Annotated in this window: 11 protein-coding genes; 3 read left to right on the forward strand and 8 right to left on the reverse strand. The window is 71.2% G+C overall.

Annotated elements, in window-relative coordinates; all coding sequences use genetic code 11:
- Positions 1–6: 6 nt before the first annotated feature.
- The 5 genes from thrS to KSF81_RS19360 all read right to left on the reverse strand — a co-directional run bounded on the left by thrS (position 7) and on the right by KSF81_RS19360 (position 5,706).
- A complete protein-coding gene (thrS, locus tag KSF81_RS19340) occupies positions 7–1,980 on the reverse strand; it encodes a threonine--tRNA ligase (protein ID WP_217380354.1) in 1,974 nt (657 codons plus the stop codon).
- A 152-nt stretch (positions 1,981–2,132) separates the two neighbouring features.
- Positions 2,133–2,789: a glycosyltransferase family 9 protein gene (locus KSF81_RS19345; RefSeq protein WP_309139618.1), complete on the reverse strand. Its 657-nt coding sequence runs from the start codon at positions 2,787–2,789 to the stop codon at positions 2,133–2,135.
- 258 nt (positions 2,790–3,047) lie between these two features.
- Positions 3,048–4,178 (reverse strand): glycosyltransferase family 4 protein, encoded by a 1,131-nt coding sequence (locus KSF81_RS19350; protein ID WP_309139619.1) that lies wholly within the window; start codon positions 4,176–4,178, stop codon positions 3,048–3,050.
- Positions 4,175–5,227, reverse strand: coding sequence for an Ldh family oxidoreductase (locus KSF81_RS19355; protein WP_217380355.1), 1,053 nt, complete (start codon positions 5,225–5,227; stop codon positions 4,175–4,177). Before KSF81_RS19355 ends, KSF81_RS19350 begins: the two co-directional genes overlap by 4 nt.
- A 311-nt stretch (positions 5,228–5,538) precedes the next feature.
- The gene (locus KSF81_RS19360) at positions 5,539–5,706 is read right to left on the reverse strand and encodes a hypothetical protein (RefSeq protein WP_217380356.1); all 168 of its coding nucleotides are present in this window, start codon (positions 5,704–5,706) and stop codon (positions 5,539–5,541) included.
- 188 nt (positions 5,707–5,894) lie between these two features.
- On the opposite strand from KSF81_RS19360, the gene KSF81_RS19365 reads away from it, so the two are divergent.
- Entirely contained in the window at positions 5,895–7,064 is a 1,170-nt protein-coding gene (locus KSF81_RS19365) for a fumarylacetoacetate hydrolase family protein (protein ID WP_217380357.1), read from the forward strand.
- Complete coding sequence (locus KSF81_RS19370) at positions 7,061–7,819, forward strand: carboxylesterase (protein WP_217380358.1); 759 nt, start codon at positions 7,061–7,063, stop codon at positions 7,817–7,819. The genes KSF81_RS19365 and KSF81_RS19370 overlap by 4 nt, the downstream gene beginning before the upstream one ends.
- Here KSF81_RS19370 and KSF81_RS19375 read toward each other — a convergent pair.
- On the reverse strand, positions 7,769–8,509 hold the full coding sequence (locus KSF81_RS19375) for an SDR family NAD(P)-dependent oxidoreductase (protein ID WP_254453624.1): 741 nt from the start codon (positions 8,507–8,509) through the stop codon (positions 7,769–7,771). The genes KSF81_RS19370 and KSF81_RS19375 overlap by 51 nt on opposite strands.
- Before the next feature lie 202 nt (positions 8,510–8,711).
- Here KSF81_RS19375 and KSF81_RS19380 point away from each other — a divergent pair, with 202 nt between their 5' ends.
- The gene (locus KSF81_RS19380; protein ID WP_217380359.1) at positions 8,712–9,590 is read left to right on the forward strand and encodes a tetratricopeptide repeat protein; all 879 of its coding nucleotides are present in this window, start codon (positions 8,712–8,714) and stop codon (positions 9,588–9,590) included.
- On the opposite strand, the gene KSF81_RS19385 is transcribed toward KSF81_RS19380, so the two are convergent.
- Positions 9,544–10,212: a glutathione S-transferase family protein gene (locus KSF81_RS19385; protein ID WP_309139620.1), complete on the reverse strand. Its 669-nt coding sequence runs from the start codon at positions 10,210–10,212 to the stop codon at positions 9,544–9,546. The two genes, KSF81_RS19380 and KSF81_RS19385, sit on opposite strands and share 47 nt — an antisense overlap.
- 98 nt (positions 10,213–10,310) lie before the next feature.
- The gene (gene gltB / locus KSF81_RS19390) at positions 10,311–14,840 is read right to left on the reverse strand and encodes a glutamate synthase large subunit (protein ID WP_375293338.1); all 4,530 of its coding nucleotides are present in this window, start codon (positions 14,838–14,840) and stop codon (positions 10,311–10,313) included.
- Between the last annotated feature and the right edge of the window lie 2 nt (positions 14,841–14,842).

Genomic DNA, 14,842 nt, shown 5'->3' on the forward strand with positions numbered 1-14,842 from the left:
TCCGTGTCAGGCCGCTGCAACTGCTTGATCGCTGGCCTGCGCGGCCTCCGGCCTGCGGTCAGGCGGCGTTGCCTCGGCCGCCAGCCGTGCCACCGCCTCGGCTAGGGGCAGCATTTCCTGCTCCCGTCCTGGCAGGCGGCGCAGCACCAGGCTGCCCTGCTCCGCCTCGCGCCGCCCCACCACGGCCAGCACCGGTACCCGCTGCTCGATATGGTCCACGACCTTGCGGTTGATCTTCTCGTTCCGCAGATCGAGTTCCACGCGCAGCCCGGCGCGGGCCAGGGCCGCGGCCGCCTCGCGGGCGAAGGGTGCCGCCTCGTCCACGATGGTGGCGACCACCACCTGCACCGGCGCCAGCCAGAGCGGGAAACGCCCGGCATGCTGCTCGATCAGGATGCCGATGAAGCGCTCGAAGCTGCCGAGGATGGCCCGGTGCAGCATCACCGGCCGCTTCCGCGTGCCGTCCTCCGCCACGTATTCGGCATCGAGCCGCTCCGGCAGCACGAAATCCACCTGCAAGGTGCCGCATTGCCAGTCGCGGCCGATCGCGTCGCGCAGCACGAATTCCAGCTTCGGGCCGTAGAAGGCGCCCTCCCCCGGGTTCAGCGTGTAGTCCACGCCGGCGATGCGGCAGGCTTCCTTGAGCGCGCCCTCCGCCTGGTCCCAGACGGCGTCCTCACCGGCCCGCTTAGCCGGACGGTCGCTGAACTTCACGCGGAATTCCTCGAAGCCGAGATCGCGGTAGATGGAGGAGAGCAGCGCCACGAATTGCACCGTCTCCTCCGCGATCTGCTCCTCCGTGCAGAAGATATGCGCGTCGTCCTGGGTGAAGGCGCGCACCCGCATGATGCCGTGCAGCGCGCCGCTCGGCTCATAGCGGTGGCAGCTTCCGAACTCCGCCATGCGCAGCGGCAATTCGCGGTAGCTGCGGAGCCCCTGGTTGAAGATCTGCACATGGCAGGGGCAGTTCATCGGCTTCAGGGCGAGGACGCGGTCGCGCTCATCCTCCTCCTCGACGCGGGCGATGAACATGTGCTCGCGGAATTTCTCCCAATGGCCGGATTCTTCCCAGAGCTTCCGGTCCACAAGCTGCGGCGTCCGCACCTCCTGGTAGTCGGTCGCGTCCAGCCGCCGGCGCATGTAGTCCTCCAGCGTCCGGTAGAGCTTCCAGCCCTTCGGGTGCCAGAAGATGCTGCCCACCGCTTCCTCCTGGAGGTGGAACAGATCCATCTCCTTGCCGATCTTGCGGTGGTCGCGGCGCTCGGCTTCCTCAAGCTGGTGGAGATAGGCGTCCAGCTCCTTCTGGTCGCGCCAGGCCGTGCCGTAGATGCGGCTCAGCATGGCATTGCGGTGGTCGCCGCGCCAATAGGCGCCGGCCACCTTCATCAGCTTGAAGGCGCTGCCGACATCGGCGGTGCCGCGCATATGCGGGCCGCGGCAGAGGTCGATCCAGTCGCCCTGGCTGTAGAGGGAGATCTCCTCCGTGGCCGGCAGGTCGCGGATCAGCTCGGCCTTGTAGTCTTCGCCCTTCGCCTCGAAGAAGGCGATCGCCTCCTCGCGTGGCAGCACGCTGCGGCGGAAGGGGCTGTTGCGGGCGACGATCTCCCGCATCTTCGCCTCGATCGCGGCGAAATCCTCCGGCGTGAAGGGCTCGTTGCGGGCGAAGTCGTAGTAGAAGCCGTTCTCGATGGCAGGGCCGATCGTCACCTGCGTGCCGGGGAACAGTGCCTGCACCGCTTCCGCCAGCACATGCGCGGCGTCGTGGCGGATCAGCTCCAGCGCCTCGGGGTCCTTGCGGGTGATGAAGCGGAGGGCGCTGTCCTGTTCCAGCGTTGCGGAGAGGTCGCGCAGCCTGCCGTCCACGCTCATCGCCAGCGCGGCCTTGGCCAGGCCGGGCCCGATCGCGGCGGCGACCTCGGTGCCCGTGACCGGCCCGTCGAAGCGGCGCACGGAACCATCGGGCAGGGTGATCGCAGGCATCGGGCAACGGGCTCCTTGGGCTTTGGGGGCGCGGACCATGGGCGGGCGAGCCGGTCGGCGTCAAGCATGGTGCTTGCGCCGATGCCATACCGCATCGGAAACTGCCATAGCCGGCAACATGGCCTGCCTTGCGGCCAGGCGACGCGCCGCCTTCAGGCCGCAACCAACCCCGCCAGCGCCACCCGCACCTCCGCCACCTCCAGCGCCGCCAGCCGCGCATGCCGCAGCACCGCCACGGCTTGGCCGCGCGGGGCGCAAAGCGCGGGATCGCTCTCGGCGCCGAACAGGGCCAGGGTCGGGCAGCCGGCGGCGGCGATCAGGTGCGTCGGGCCGGTATCGTTACCGATGGCGAAGGCGGCCCGCCGCGCCACGGCGCCCAGCGCCGCGTAGCTGGTGCGGCCGGTAAGGTCGATCACCCCCGGCGCCGCCGCGGCGATGGCGGCGGCGAGCGGCGCCTCGGCCGGCCCGCCCACCACCGTGGCCGGCAGGCCGAGCCCGGCCGCCAGGGCCCCATAGCGTTCCGCCGGCCAGCGCTTGCCCGGCCGGCCGGGAGAGGCGCCGGGCACCAGCAGGGCAAAGCGCGGCGGCAGGCCAAACCCGGAGATATCGGCATCCAGCCAGTCCAGTTCCGGCAGCGGGAAGGCGCGGAGGCCGGCCATCTCCAACTGTTCCCGTTGCCGCTCGATCGTATGCATGAAATCGCGCCGCGGATTGGCATGCGGATGGCTGGCGCCGGGCGCGATGCCGGACCACTCGACCCCATCCCCCAGCAGCCGCCGGTAGCGGGAGGAGCGGGCGGAGGTCTGCAAATCATAGACCCGGCTGAACCCCGCCCCGCGCAGCCGCCGCGCCAGGCGCCAGAGCCCCGGCAGATCGGCCCAGCCCGGGCGGCCATCGGCCCAGACCCGGTCGAACCAGGGGCTGCGCCGGGCGAGGTCCGCATAGGGGGGGCGTGGTCAGCAGGGTGATCTCGGCCGCCGGATGATGCGCACGGATGGCCGCGAAGGGCCCGAAGGCCTGCACGAAGTCGCCGAGGGCCGCGAGCTTGATGACCAGGATGCGCTGCATCACCGCCTCACAGCAGTTCCCGATACACCGCCAGGGTCGCCGCCTGCATCGCCGCCGTGGTGTAGCGCGCCAGCACCCGCGCCCGCGCCCGGGCACCGAGCGCCGCCCGCGCCGCCGGCGGCAGGGCGAGCGCGGCGGTGATGGCGCTGGCCAGTGCGGCGGGGTCTCCCGGGGGGCACCCGCCAGCCGGTTTCGCCCTCCAGCACCGTCTCACGCGGGGCGCCGAGATCGGCGGCGATCACCGGCCGGGCCATGGCCTGCGCCTCGATGACGGTGCGGCCGAAGGCTTCCGGGTCGGTCGAGGCATGCACCACCACATCCGCCAGCAGCAGCGCCGCCGGCATGTCCTCGGCATGACCGCAGAGGCGCACCCGCTCGCCGAGCCCAGCATTTGCGACGCGCGATGCCAGCTCATCCCGGAAGCCGCCATTGCCGGCGCCGGCGCCGACCAGCAGCACCATCACCTCAGGAGGCAGCAGCGGCATGGCGTCGAGCAGCACGGCCTGGCCCTTCCAGCGCGTCAGGCGCCCCGGCAGCATCACCGCCGGACGCCCCTCCGGGACATTCCAGGCCTGGCGCAGCGCCGCCACCCGGGCGGGCGTCACCGCCGCCGGATCGAAGCGCGCCGGATCGACGCCGCGCGGGATCACCCGGATGCGCGCCGGATCGGTGCCGTGCCGCGCCTGGATATGCGCCGCGATGAACTCGCTGATGGCGATCACCCGCTCGCCCCGTGCCATGATCGAATTGTACAGGCGCTTGCCCGGAAATCCCTCATTGTAGGTGCCGTGATAGGTGGTGACGAAATGCGCCCCTGCCCGCCGCGCCGCCAGCAGCGCCGACCAGGCGGGGGCGCGGGAACGGGCATGGATGATCGCCACCCCCTCCGCCCGCGCCAGCGCCGTGAGCGCCGCGGCATTGCGCCAGATCCCGGCCGGGGATTTGGTGCCGAGCGGCAGGGTCACGTGCCGGGCGCCCAGCCGCTCCAGCGGCCCGACCAACGGCCCGCCGGCGGAGGCGACCAGGGCGCGGCAGCCCGCGGCCAGCAGCGCCTCGGCGATCTCCAGCGTGCCGCGCTCGACCCCGCCCGAGACCAGGGCGGGCAGCACCTGCAGGATGGTCGCGCTCAAAGCGGGGCGGGCATGGCGATGCCGGCCAGGGCGCCGCGCTCGGCCAGCAGCGGCGGCAGTGAGGGGTGCAGCGCCACGCCCTCGGCCAGCGCCGCCGCCCGGCGCTGCCAGGCACGCTCGCCGGGCAGCCGGGGCGGCGGGGCGCCCGGCGGCGGCGGATTGGCATGCACCGCCGCCGCCATCCAGCCGGTCTCGCGCAGGAAGGCCTCGGTACCGCCGAAACGGGCGGGGTCGAGCACCAGCACCAGGACGGAAGCGCCCCAGCCGCCAGGTGCATCGGCGCGGCCATGACCGACGAGCGCGCTGGTCAGCGCCTCCACCATCAGCCCGAGCGCCGAGCCCTTATGCCCAGCCGCCATGCCGCCAAGCGGCAGCAGGCTGCCGGCGGGGCTGGTGAAGAAGGCCTCCGGGTCGCTGGTCGGGCGGCCCTCGGCATCCAGCAGGGCATCGGCAGGGAAGCGCCCGCCCTCGGCGCGCCGGCGCGCGGTCATGGCATTGGTGGTGATGGACATCGACACATCCAGCATCACCGGCCCATCAGGCGAGGGCCAGCCCGCGGCGATGGGATTCGGCGTGAAGAGCCGCCGCGTGCCGCCCCAGGGCGCGACCGAGCCGGTGGCGGGGTCCGAGGAAAACACCAGCAGCACCTGCCCCCGCTCCACCACCCGCGGCAGATAGACGGCGAGGCAGCCGATATGGTGGCAGCGCCGAATCGCCACCGCCGCCAGGCCGAAGCTGGCGGCGCGCTCCGCGGCGAGATCGGCGGCGCGGCGCACCAGCCAGGGGCCGGGCAGCTTGCGGCCATCCCAGGTTTCCACCACGGGCGTGCCGGTCAGCACCTCCGGCGCGCCCCGCCCCAGCATGTCGCCGCTGGCCAGCGCATCGAGATAGGGCGGCAGCAGGGCCAGGCCATGGGTGTCGTGGCCTAGCAGGTCGCCCTCGACCAGCACCTCCGCGACGGTGGCGGCCTTCTCCCCCTCCATGCCACCCCTCTCGAACAGGAGGGCGGCGAAGCGGCGCAGTGCGGCGGCGTCGTGGCGAACGGTCATTCGCCCGGGGCTTCAGCGGCGGCGAGCCGTGGGACGGGGTGGTGCAAAACGGAGTCCTCCGCAGGGGCCAGCGGTGATGGCTGCCTTCTCCTCGGTCTGGCGGAGGTTTTCGTCAATGGCCGGTGCGGTAGGCCCCCATGCCGTCAGAGGGCGGTGAGGCAGCCGGTGGAGATGCCTTGGCCGGAGCGGCGAAGCCACGCGCCACGGCATGGCCGTAGCGGCCCAGCGCGGCGTGGCTGGCGCCGGACCACGCCCGGCCGTGGCGACCGGCGAGGATCATGGCCTGCATGGGTTCGATGCGGATGGGCGGATCAGTGCCAGTCGGGCCGGGTGGCGAGGCGCCCCGCCTCGTGCCGCGGCGGCAGGCCGATATCGCGCCGCAGCCGGTCGCCGAGCGTGCGCGTGCCCCAGCCCCGCGCCCGCATCTCCCAGTGCAGCCGGGTGAGTTGCAGCGCCGCCTGAAGGATGTCCAGCATCATGTCCCCGTGCTCCGTCCCGTCTTGCGATGCGCATCCTCTAGGCACATGCGGTTTCGCGGGGATGCCGGCCCCGCGGCATTCCGGTTTCGCGGGTTTCACCGGCCGCCTTCCGCCGGGGGGGCCTGCCGTGCGCGCGCCGCCGCCGCTAAGGTGCCGGCCCATCGAGCCGATCAGGGAGGAGAGGCCCCATGCTGCGCCTGGACGCGACGAGCCTGCCGGCGGACTGGCCGGGCGGCGCCTACGCCGCCCGCGTGATGACGCCGGAGGGGCCGAGCGCCATCGCCCTGCTGGAAGGCGCGGCTTTCGACATGACGCCCGCCTTCGGCACGGTCAGCGCCTGGCTGAACGCGGCCGACCCGCTGGCCGCCATCCGCGGCCGCGGCGTGCCGCTGCCGCTCGACCTCACGGCACTGCTGGAGAATAGCGCGCATGACACGCGCGACCCCTGCCGCCCCTGGCTGCTGGCGCCCGTCGACCTCCAGGCGGTGAAGGCCTGCGGCGTCACCTATGCGCGGAGCATGCTGGAACGGGTGATCGAGGAACGCTGCCATGGCGATGCCAGCCGGGCGGCAACGGTGCGCGCCGAGGTGCGGCAGATCATCGGCGACGACCTGACGGCGCTCCGCCCCGGCAGCCCCGAGGCCATGCGGCTGAAGGCGGCGCTGGTGGCGAAGAGCTGGTGGAGCCAATACCTGGAGGTGGGCATCGGCCCGGATGCCGAGATCTTCACCAAATGCCAGCCCATGGCGGCGGTCGGCACCGGCGCCCGGGTGGGCGTGCATCCGGTCAGCCAATGGAGCAACCCGGAGCCGGAGGTGGTGCTGGCGGTCAGCGCGGCGGGCCGGATTCTCGGCGCCATGCTGGGCAATGACGTGAACCTCAGGGATGTCGAGGGCCGCTCGGCGCTGCTGCTCGGCCGCGCCAAGGACAACAACGCCTCCTGCGCGCTGGGCCCGCTGCTGCGGCTCTTCGATGCGGGGTTCACCCTGACGGATGCAGGGCGCGCCACCGTGACGCTCAGCATCGAGGGCAGCGATGGCTTCCGGCTGGAAGAGACCGGCGAGATCGGCAGCATCAGCCGCGACCCGGCCTCCCTGGTGGAGCAATTGATCGGCCTGCATCACCAGTATCCGGATGGCGCGGTGCTGTTCCTCGGCACGCCCTTCTCGCCCGCCAAGGACCGTGGCGCGCCGGGCCAGGGCTTCACCCACCATCCCGGCGATGTGGTGCGGATCGCCACGCCGCGGCTCGGCGCGTTGGTGAACCAGGTAGCGCGTACCGATGAATGCGAGCCCTGGAGCTTCGGCACCGGCGCGCTCTTTGCCAGCCTGGCCCGCCGCGGATACCCGCGCGCATGACGGCCGAGGCGACGGGCCGCCTTGATCGCGGCGATGGGGTGGAACTGGCCTGGCGGCGGCTCGCCGGGCGGGGGCCGGGGGTGGTCTTCCTCGGCGGCTTCAACAGCGACATGACCGGCACCAAGGCCGAGGACCTGGCTGCGTTCTGCGCCGCGCAGGGCCGCGCCTTCCTCCGATTCGATTATTCCGGCCATGGCACCAGCGGCGGCCGCTTCGTCGATGGCACCATCGGCCGCTGGGCGAAGGATGCCGCCTGCGTGCTGGATGCGCTGACCGAGGGGCCGCAGATCCTGGTCGGTTCCTCCATGGGCGGCTGGATCGCGCTGCTGCTGGCGCTCAGGCGGCGGGAGCGGGTGGCGGGGCTGGTCGGCATCGCCGCCGCGCCGGATTTCACCAGCCGTATCACTGCGACGCTGGAACCCGAGGCCCGGGCGGCGATCGAGCGCGATGGCGCCTGGCACCGGCCCAGCGCCTATGGCGATCCCTACCCCATCACCCGCGCGCTGCTGGAGGATGGCGAGCGCCACCTGCTGTTGCAGGGGCCGGTGCCGATCGCGGTGCCGGTACGGCTGCTGCATGGCCAGCAGGACCCGGATGTGCCCTGGGAACTCTCGCTCCGCACCGCCGCCGCCATCACCGGCCCCGATGTGCAGGTCACGCTCATCAAGGATGGCGACCACCGGCTGTCGCGGCCGGCGGATCTGCTAGTGCTGCGCCGGACCCTCGCCGCGCTCCTCCCGGAGGATGGCGGCTAGGCCCTCGCGCCAGGTGGGATGGCGCCAGGCGATGCCGAGCGCGGCCTTGGTGGCGGCATTGGCGACGCGCCGGTTCTCCGCCCAGAAGCTCAGCGCCATGGGCGACATGCTCCGCGCCGCCTGCTCGAAGGGGGCGGGCGGCGGCGGCGGTACGCCCAGCATCCGCGCTGCCGCCTCGACCACCATGGCGCTTTCGCAGGGCTCATCATCCACCAGATGCAGAACGCGCAGCCCCGGCGGTAGCGATTGGCGTAGCGCGGCGCAGACGGCCCGCGCGATATCGTCGCGGTGGATGCGGCTGAAGGCATGGCCGGGCTTCACGGTGCGCCGCGCGGTGCCGGCGCGCAGATCGTCGAAGACGCTGCGGCCGGGGCCATAGATGCCCCCGGTGCGGAACAGGTCCACCGCCCGACCGGCGGCGAAGCGTGCCCATTGCTGCTCGGCTTCCAGCCGCCACCGGGTACGATCCTGGCGCGGGGCGGGCGGGGTTGCCTCGTCCACCCAGGCGCCGCCGCGGTCGCCATAGACGCCTGTCGTGGAGATATAGCCGATCCAACGGAGTTGCGGCGCGGCCGCGATGGCCCCGGCATGGGCGTTGAGGACCGGGTCGCCCGCCTCCCCCGGCGCGGCCGTCACCAGCAGATGCGTGGCCTCCGCGATGGCCGGCCCGGCCTCGGCGAAGCGCAGCACCGAAACCCCCCGGCGGCGCGGCGGCGCCCGCCAGGTCGCGCGCCGTGCCGGCCACCTGCCAGCCCGCGGCGGCAGCCTCCCGCGCCACCGCCGCGCCGCTATAGCCGAGCCCCGCCACCACCAGCCGCCCTGCGGCCCCTGCATTCGCGTGTTCCATGCCCCTGATCTGGCGCCTATCGGCCCCGGCGGCTAGACTGCCCGCGTGAAGCCCGTCTGCCCCACCCTGCGCGGCGCCTGTGCCGCCGTGCTGCTGGCCGTGGCCGCGAGCACCGCTTGGCTCGCCCTGGCGGGGCCGGAGGCCAGGGCCGCCGGCGAAACCCCGCCTCCCGATATCCCCCGGCTGGCCGAAGGGCCCGAGTATGACCGCTGTCTTGGCCTGTTGCGGAGCGATCCCGGAAGCGCCCGCGCTTTCGCCGAGGGCTGGGAGGGCGCCGGCGGCGGCGAGGGCGCGCGGCACTGCGGCGCGCTCGCCCTGCTGGCCACGGGCGAGACCGCCCGGGCCGCCGAAAGGCTGGAGCAATTGGCCCGGACCAGCCAGGGCAGCACGGCGGCGCGCGCCGCGGTCTTCGCCCAGGCCGGCCAGGCCTGGATGCTGCTCGGCGAAACCGGCCGGGCCTATGCCGCCGCCACCATGGCGCTGACCCTGACACCGGACGACACCGCACTGATGCTGGACCGCGCCGTGGCCCTGGGCAGCATGGGGCGCTATGCGGATTCGCTCGATGACCTGAACCGGGTGGTGGCGCTCGACCCCGACCGGGCCGAGGCCCTGGTGTTCCGCGCCGCCGCGCTCCGGCACCTCGGCCGGATGGACGAGGCGGCAGCGGATGCGGCGCGGGCCCTGACCCTGACCCCCGACAATGCGGAGGCGCTGCTGGAGCGCGGCATCCTTCGCCAGATGCAGGGCGATGCCAGGGGCGCCCGGGCGGATTGGGAAAGGGCGATCGCCCTGGCCCCGGCTTCACCCACGGCCGAGCTGGCGCAGCAGAACCTGGCGCTGAACCAGCCCGAGCCCCAGCGGCGGCAGGAGGGTCTCAGAAATCCAGGTCGGCGTAATGCGCCGGCGGCGTCAGGTCGCTGACCCGGTCGGTGAGCAGGCCGCGGAAACAGGGCCGGGACTTCATCCGGGCATACCAATCCTTGGCCGCCTCGTTCAGGCCCCAGTCCACGTCGCCGATATAGTCCAGCGCCGAGAGATGCGCGGCGGCCGCGAAATCCGCCAGGCTCACATGCGGCCCGGCCAGCCAGGGCCGGGTTTCCGCCAGCCAGCCGAGATAGTCCAGATGCGGCCGCAGATTGGCGTAGCCGGCGCGGATCACCGCCGCATCCGGGTTGCCGCGGCCGAGCAGCCGCTTCAATTGCCTCTCATGAAGCAGGCGGGAGGTGACTTCGGTGGCGAATTTGCCGTCGAACCAGGCGACCAGCCGCCGCACCTCGGCCCGCTCCGCCAAGGTCCGGCCGAACAAAGGGATATCCGGGTAGGCCTCATCGAGGTATTCGCAGATCGCATAGCTGTCGGCGATGGCCAGCCCATTCGGCTCCACCAGCACCGGCACGGTGCAGGCCGGGTTCAGCCCGAGGAATTCGGGCCGCCTCTCCCAGACGCGCTCGATGCGCAATTCGAAGGGAATGCGCTTCTCGGCCAGGGCAAGCCGGACCTTCCGTGCATAGGGCGAGAGGGGCAGGTGATGAAGTATTCGCACGGGCAGGCTTATGACATCCACACGCGACACGGGAAAGCGGCAGCCGCATTCCATACGCAGGTAGTTCGGCGGGGGCGGCCAGCGCCCCCACCGCGCATTTACTCGGCGGCCACCGCCGCAGGGTCCTGCATCGGCACGGGCAGGTAGCGGGCATAGTCCTTCGGCACGACGTGCCAGAAGCAGTCGCGCTCCTGCGCCCAGTCGTTCAGCAGCCGGGCGGCCAGGCGGGAGCCGGTCTCCTGCACATGCCGGGCGATCAGGTCGCGCAGCACGCCCTCCCAGTAAGCGGAGGCCAGGCGGGACCAGAGCAGGGTCTCCGGGTTGAGGCGCCGCTCGAAGGTTCCGTCTGCGTCATAGAGGAAGGCGGTGCCGCCGGTGAAGCCGGCGCCGAAATTATCGCCCACCGGGCCGAGGATCACCACCGTGCCGCCGGTCATGTATTCGCAGCCGTTGGCGCCGACGCCCTCGACCACCGCGATGGCGCCGCTGTTCCGGACAGCGAAACGCTCGCCGGCCTGGCCGCCGGCGAAAAGCTCGCCCGCGGTCGCGCCATAAAGCACGGTATTGCCGATGATGGTGTTCTCGTTCCAGACCAGGGTGGAGGAAGGCGCCGGCCGGACCACGATGGTGCCGCCCGAGAGCCCCTTGCCGACATAGTCGTTGGCGTCGCCGAAGACCTCCAGCTTCAGCCCGCGCACCGCGAAGGCACCGAGGCTCTGGCCGGCGGAGCCGCGCAGCCGCACGCTCAGATGGCCGGGCTGCAACCCGTCCATGCCGAATTTGCGGGTGATGCGGCTGCTGATCTTGGTGCCGATGGCGCGGTGGGTGTTGCGGATGTTGTAGGCGAGCTGCATCTTCTCGCCCCGCTCGAACAGCGCCGCGGCGTCGCGGATCATGTCGGCATCGAGTGTCTCCGGCACCTCGTTCCGCCCTTCCAGCGTGCAGTAGGCGGCATAGGGGCCGGCATCCGCCTTCACCAGCAGCGGGTTGAGGTCGAGGTCATCCAGATCCTCGGAACCGCGGCTCACCTGCTTCAGCAGGTCAGCACGGCCGATCACGTCGGTCAGCTTGCGGAAGCCGAGCGAGGCCAGGATCTCCCGCACCTCCTCCGCCACGAAGGAGAACAGGTTGATCACCTTCTCCGGGGTGCCGCCGAATTTCTGCCGCAGCGTCTCGTCCTGGGTGCAGACGCCGACCGGGCAGGTATTGCTGTGGCACTGCCGCACCATGATGCAGCCCATGGCGACCAGGCTGGCCGTGCCGATGCCGAATTCCTCGGCGCCCAGCATGGCGGCGACCACCACGTCGCGGCCGGTCTTGATGCCGCCATCGGTGCGCAGCTTCACCCGGTGCCGCAGCCGGTTCAGCAACAGCACCTGGTGCGTCTCGGAGAGCCCCATTTCCCAGGGCAGGCCGGCATATTTGATGGAGGATTGCGGGCTGGCCCCGGTGCCGCCGGAATGGCCGGAGATCAGGATGGCATCCGCCTTGGCCTTGGCCACGCCGGCGGCGATGGTGCCGATGCCGCCGCGCGACACCAGCTTCACGCAGACCGAAGCCTCCGGGTTGATCTGCTTGAGGTCGTAGATGAGCTGCGCCAGATCCTCGATCGAGTAGATGTCGTGATGCGGCGGCGGCGAGATCAGCATCACGCCCGGCGTCGAATGCCGGAGCTTGGCGATCAGCCCCGTCACCTTGAAGCCGGGTAATTGCCCGCCCTCGCCGGGCTTGGCGCCCTGCGCGACCTTGATCTCGATCTCCCGGCAATTGTTCAGGTATTCGGCTGTCACGCCGAAGCGGCCGGAGGCGATTTGCTTGATGGCGCTATTGGCATTGTCGCCATTGGCGCGCGGCCTGGCGCGCCCCGGGTCCTCGCCGCCCTCGCCGCTGTCGGAACGCGCGCCGATGCGGTTCATCGCGATCGACAGCGTCTCATGCGCCTCGGGGCTCAGCGCGCCGAGCGAGATCCCGGGCGAGAGCAGCCGCTTGCGGATCTCGGTGATGCTCTCGACCTCCTCGATCGGGATCGCGCTGCGGCCTTCGGCGCGGAAATCGAGCAGGTCGCGCAGCGCCACCGGCGGCAGCCGGCGCACCGCCTCGGAATAGCGCTTGAAGGTGGTGTAGCTGTCCGTCTCCACCGCCCTTTGCAGCGTGTGGATCAGCCCGCCCTCGAAGGCATGGCTCTCGCCGCGCTTGCGCATCTTGTAGAGGCCGCCGACCGGCAGCGTCACGGCCTCGGCGTCCCAGGCGGTGTGGTGCAGCGCCAGCACGCGCTGCGCGATGCCGGAAAGGCCGATGCCGGAGATGCGGCTCTGGATGCCGGGGAAGAACTCGTTCACCAGGGCGCGGGAGAGGCCGATCGCCTCGAAATTCATGCCGCCGCGATAGGAGCTGATGACCGAGATGCCCATCTTGGACATCACCTTCAGCAGCCCCTTGTCCACCGCCTTCTTGTAGCGGCCGACGCAGTCCTTCAGCGAGAACTCGCCGAACAGCCCGCGGCGCTGGCGGTCGGCGATGCTCTCCTGCGCCAGGTAGGCGTTCACCGTGGTGGCGCCGGCGCCGATCAGCACCGCCAGGTAATGCACGTCCAGGCATTCCGCCACGCGGACATTCAGGCTGGTGAAGGTGCGCAGGCTGTGCCGCACCAGATGCGTATGCACGCCGCCGACCGCCAGGATCATCGGGATGGCCGCGCGCTCCGGCCCCTGGTTCTCATCGGAAAGCACGATATGGGCGCAGCCGCTGCGCACGCCCTCCTCGGCCTCGCGCCGGATGCGGTCGATGGCACGGCGCAGCCCGGCCTCGCCCTCAGCCACCGCGAAGGTGCAATCCACCTCGCAGGCGGTGGCGCCCATATAGGCACGCATGGCGGCGAATTCGGCATTGGACAGCACCGGGCTGTCCAGCATCAGCATGTCGCACTGCGTCGGGTCCTCGTCGAGGATATTCCCGAGATTGCCGAGCCGCACCTTCAGCGTCATCACCCGCGTCTCGCGCAGGCTGTCGATCGGCGGGTTCGTCACCTGGCTGAAGGTCTGCCGGAAATAGTGGTGCAGCCCGCGATACTGCTGCGACAGCACGGCGATGGGCGTGTCGTCGCCCATGCTGCCCACCGGCTCGTTCGCATCCTCCACCATCGGGTGCAGGATGCTCTCCAGCTCCTCCAGCGTGTAGCCGACCGCGAGCTGGCGGCGGCGCAATTCCTCGCCGTGCAGCAGGTCGGGCTCGTTGGAATCGGCCTTCACGATCTCGTCGATGCGGGTGGTGCGTTCCACCCATTTGCCGAAGGGCCGGCGGGCGGCGAGCGCGTCCTTCAGCTCGCGGTCCCGGTAGAAGCGGCCGTCTTCGAGATCGACGCCGATGCACTGGCCGGGGCCGACGCGGCCCTTGGCGATGATGGCCTCCTCGGGCAGCTTCACCATGCCGGTCTCGGACCCCACCACCAGCAGCCCGTCCTGGGTGATGGTGTAGCGCATCGGCCGGAGTCCGTTGCGGTCGAGCCCCGCGATCATCCAGCGGCCATCCGTGGCGGCGATCGCCGCCGGCCCGTCCCAGGGCTCCATCACCGCGTTGCAGTAGAGGAAGAGGTCGCGATGCGCCTCCGGCAGGGTGGCGTTGTTGCTGATGCTTTCGGGGATCAGCATGGCCTTGGCCATCGGCGCGTCACGGCCGCCGCGCACCAGCAGCTCGAATACGTTGTCGAGCGTCGCGGTGTCGGAGCCGCCGGCCTGGACCACCGGCTTGATGTCGTCGAGATAGGAGTCGAGCAACGGGTGGCTGAGCCGCGTCTCGTGGCTCTTCATCCAATTGATGTTGCCGGAGAGCGTGTTGATCTCGCCGTTATGCGCGATCATGCGGAAGGGCTGCGCCAGCCGCCAGGTCGGGAAGGTATTGGTGCTGTAGCGCTGGTGGTAGATCGCGAAGCGGGAGGCGAACCGCTCGTCCAGCAGGTCCGGGTAGAACTCCGCCAGGTGCTGCGCCAGGAACATGCCCTTGTAGACGATCGAGCGGCAGGAGAGCGAGCAGAGATAGAGTTCCGGAATCTGCGCCGCGATGGCCTGCTTCTCGATCCGCCGGCGGATGACATAGAGATCCCGCTCATAGGTCGCATCATCGGTGCCGAGCGGATTCCAGATCAGGATCTGCTCGATCTCCGGCCGCGTCGCATTCGCCTTCTCGCCGATGCATTCGACATGGATCGGCACCTGGCGCCAAGAATAGATGGCATAGCCGGCCGAGAGGATCTCGCTTTCCACGATCTGGCGGCAGCGCTCCTGCGCGCCGAGGTCGGTCTTGGGCAGGAAGACCTGGCCCACCGCGATGCGGCCCGGCCGCGGCCGGTCGCCGCCACGCTGCACCACCTCGGCGAAGAAGTCCTGCGGAATCTCGACATGGATGCCGGCGCCGTCGCCGGTCTTGCCATCGGCATCCACGGCGCCGCGGTGCCACACCGCCTTCAGCGCATCGATGCCGGCCTGCACCACCTGGCGCCGCGGCTTGCCATCCAGCGCCGCCACCAGGCCGACGCCGCAGGCGTCATGCTCGGTGAGGTCGATATGCGCCGCGCCCAGGCGGGCGGCATTGGCCCGGAAGGCCTCGACGAAGGCGGAACCCTTCTCGCTCATGC

Origin of the sequence: Siccirubricoccus sp. G192 (assembly GCF_019084075.1) — a bacterium.
Classification (GTDB): Bacteria; Pseudomonadota; Alphaproteobacteria; order Acetobacterales; family Acetobacteraceae; genus G192.

Coding starts and splice junctions, on each gene's coding strand:
- thrS (WP_217380354.1), bottom strand. CDS start 1,980: ATGCCTGCGATCACCCTGCCCGATGGTTCCGTGCGCCGCTTCGACGGG.
- gltB (WP_375293338.1), bottom strand. CDS start 14,840: ATGAGCGAGAAGGGTTCCGCCTTCGTCGAGGCCTTCCGGGCCAATGCC.
- KSF81_RS19360 (WP_217380356.1), bottom strand. CDS start 5,706: ATGATGCTGGACATCCTTCAGGCGGCGCTGCAACTCACCCGGCTGCAC.
- KSF81_RS19355 (WP_217380355.1), bottom strand. CDS start 5,227: ATGACCGTTCGCCACGACGCCGCCGCACTGCGCCGCTTCGCCGCCCTC.
- KSF81_RS19370 (WP_217380358.1), top strand. CDS start 7,061: ATGACGGCCGAGGCGACGGGCCGCCTTGATCGCGGCGATGGGGTGGAA.
- KSF81_RS19365 (WP_217380357.1), top strand. CDS start 5,895: ATGCTGCGCCTGGACGCGACGAGCCTGCCGGCGGACTGGCCGGGCGGC.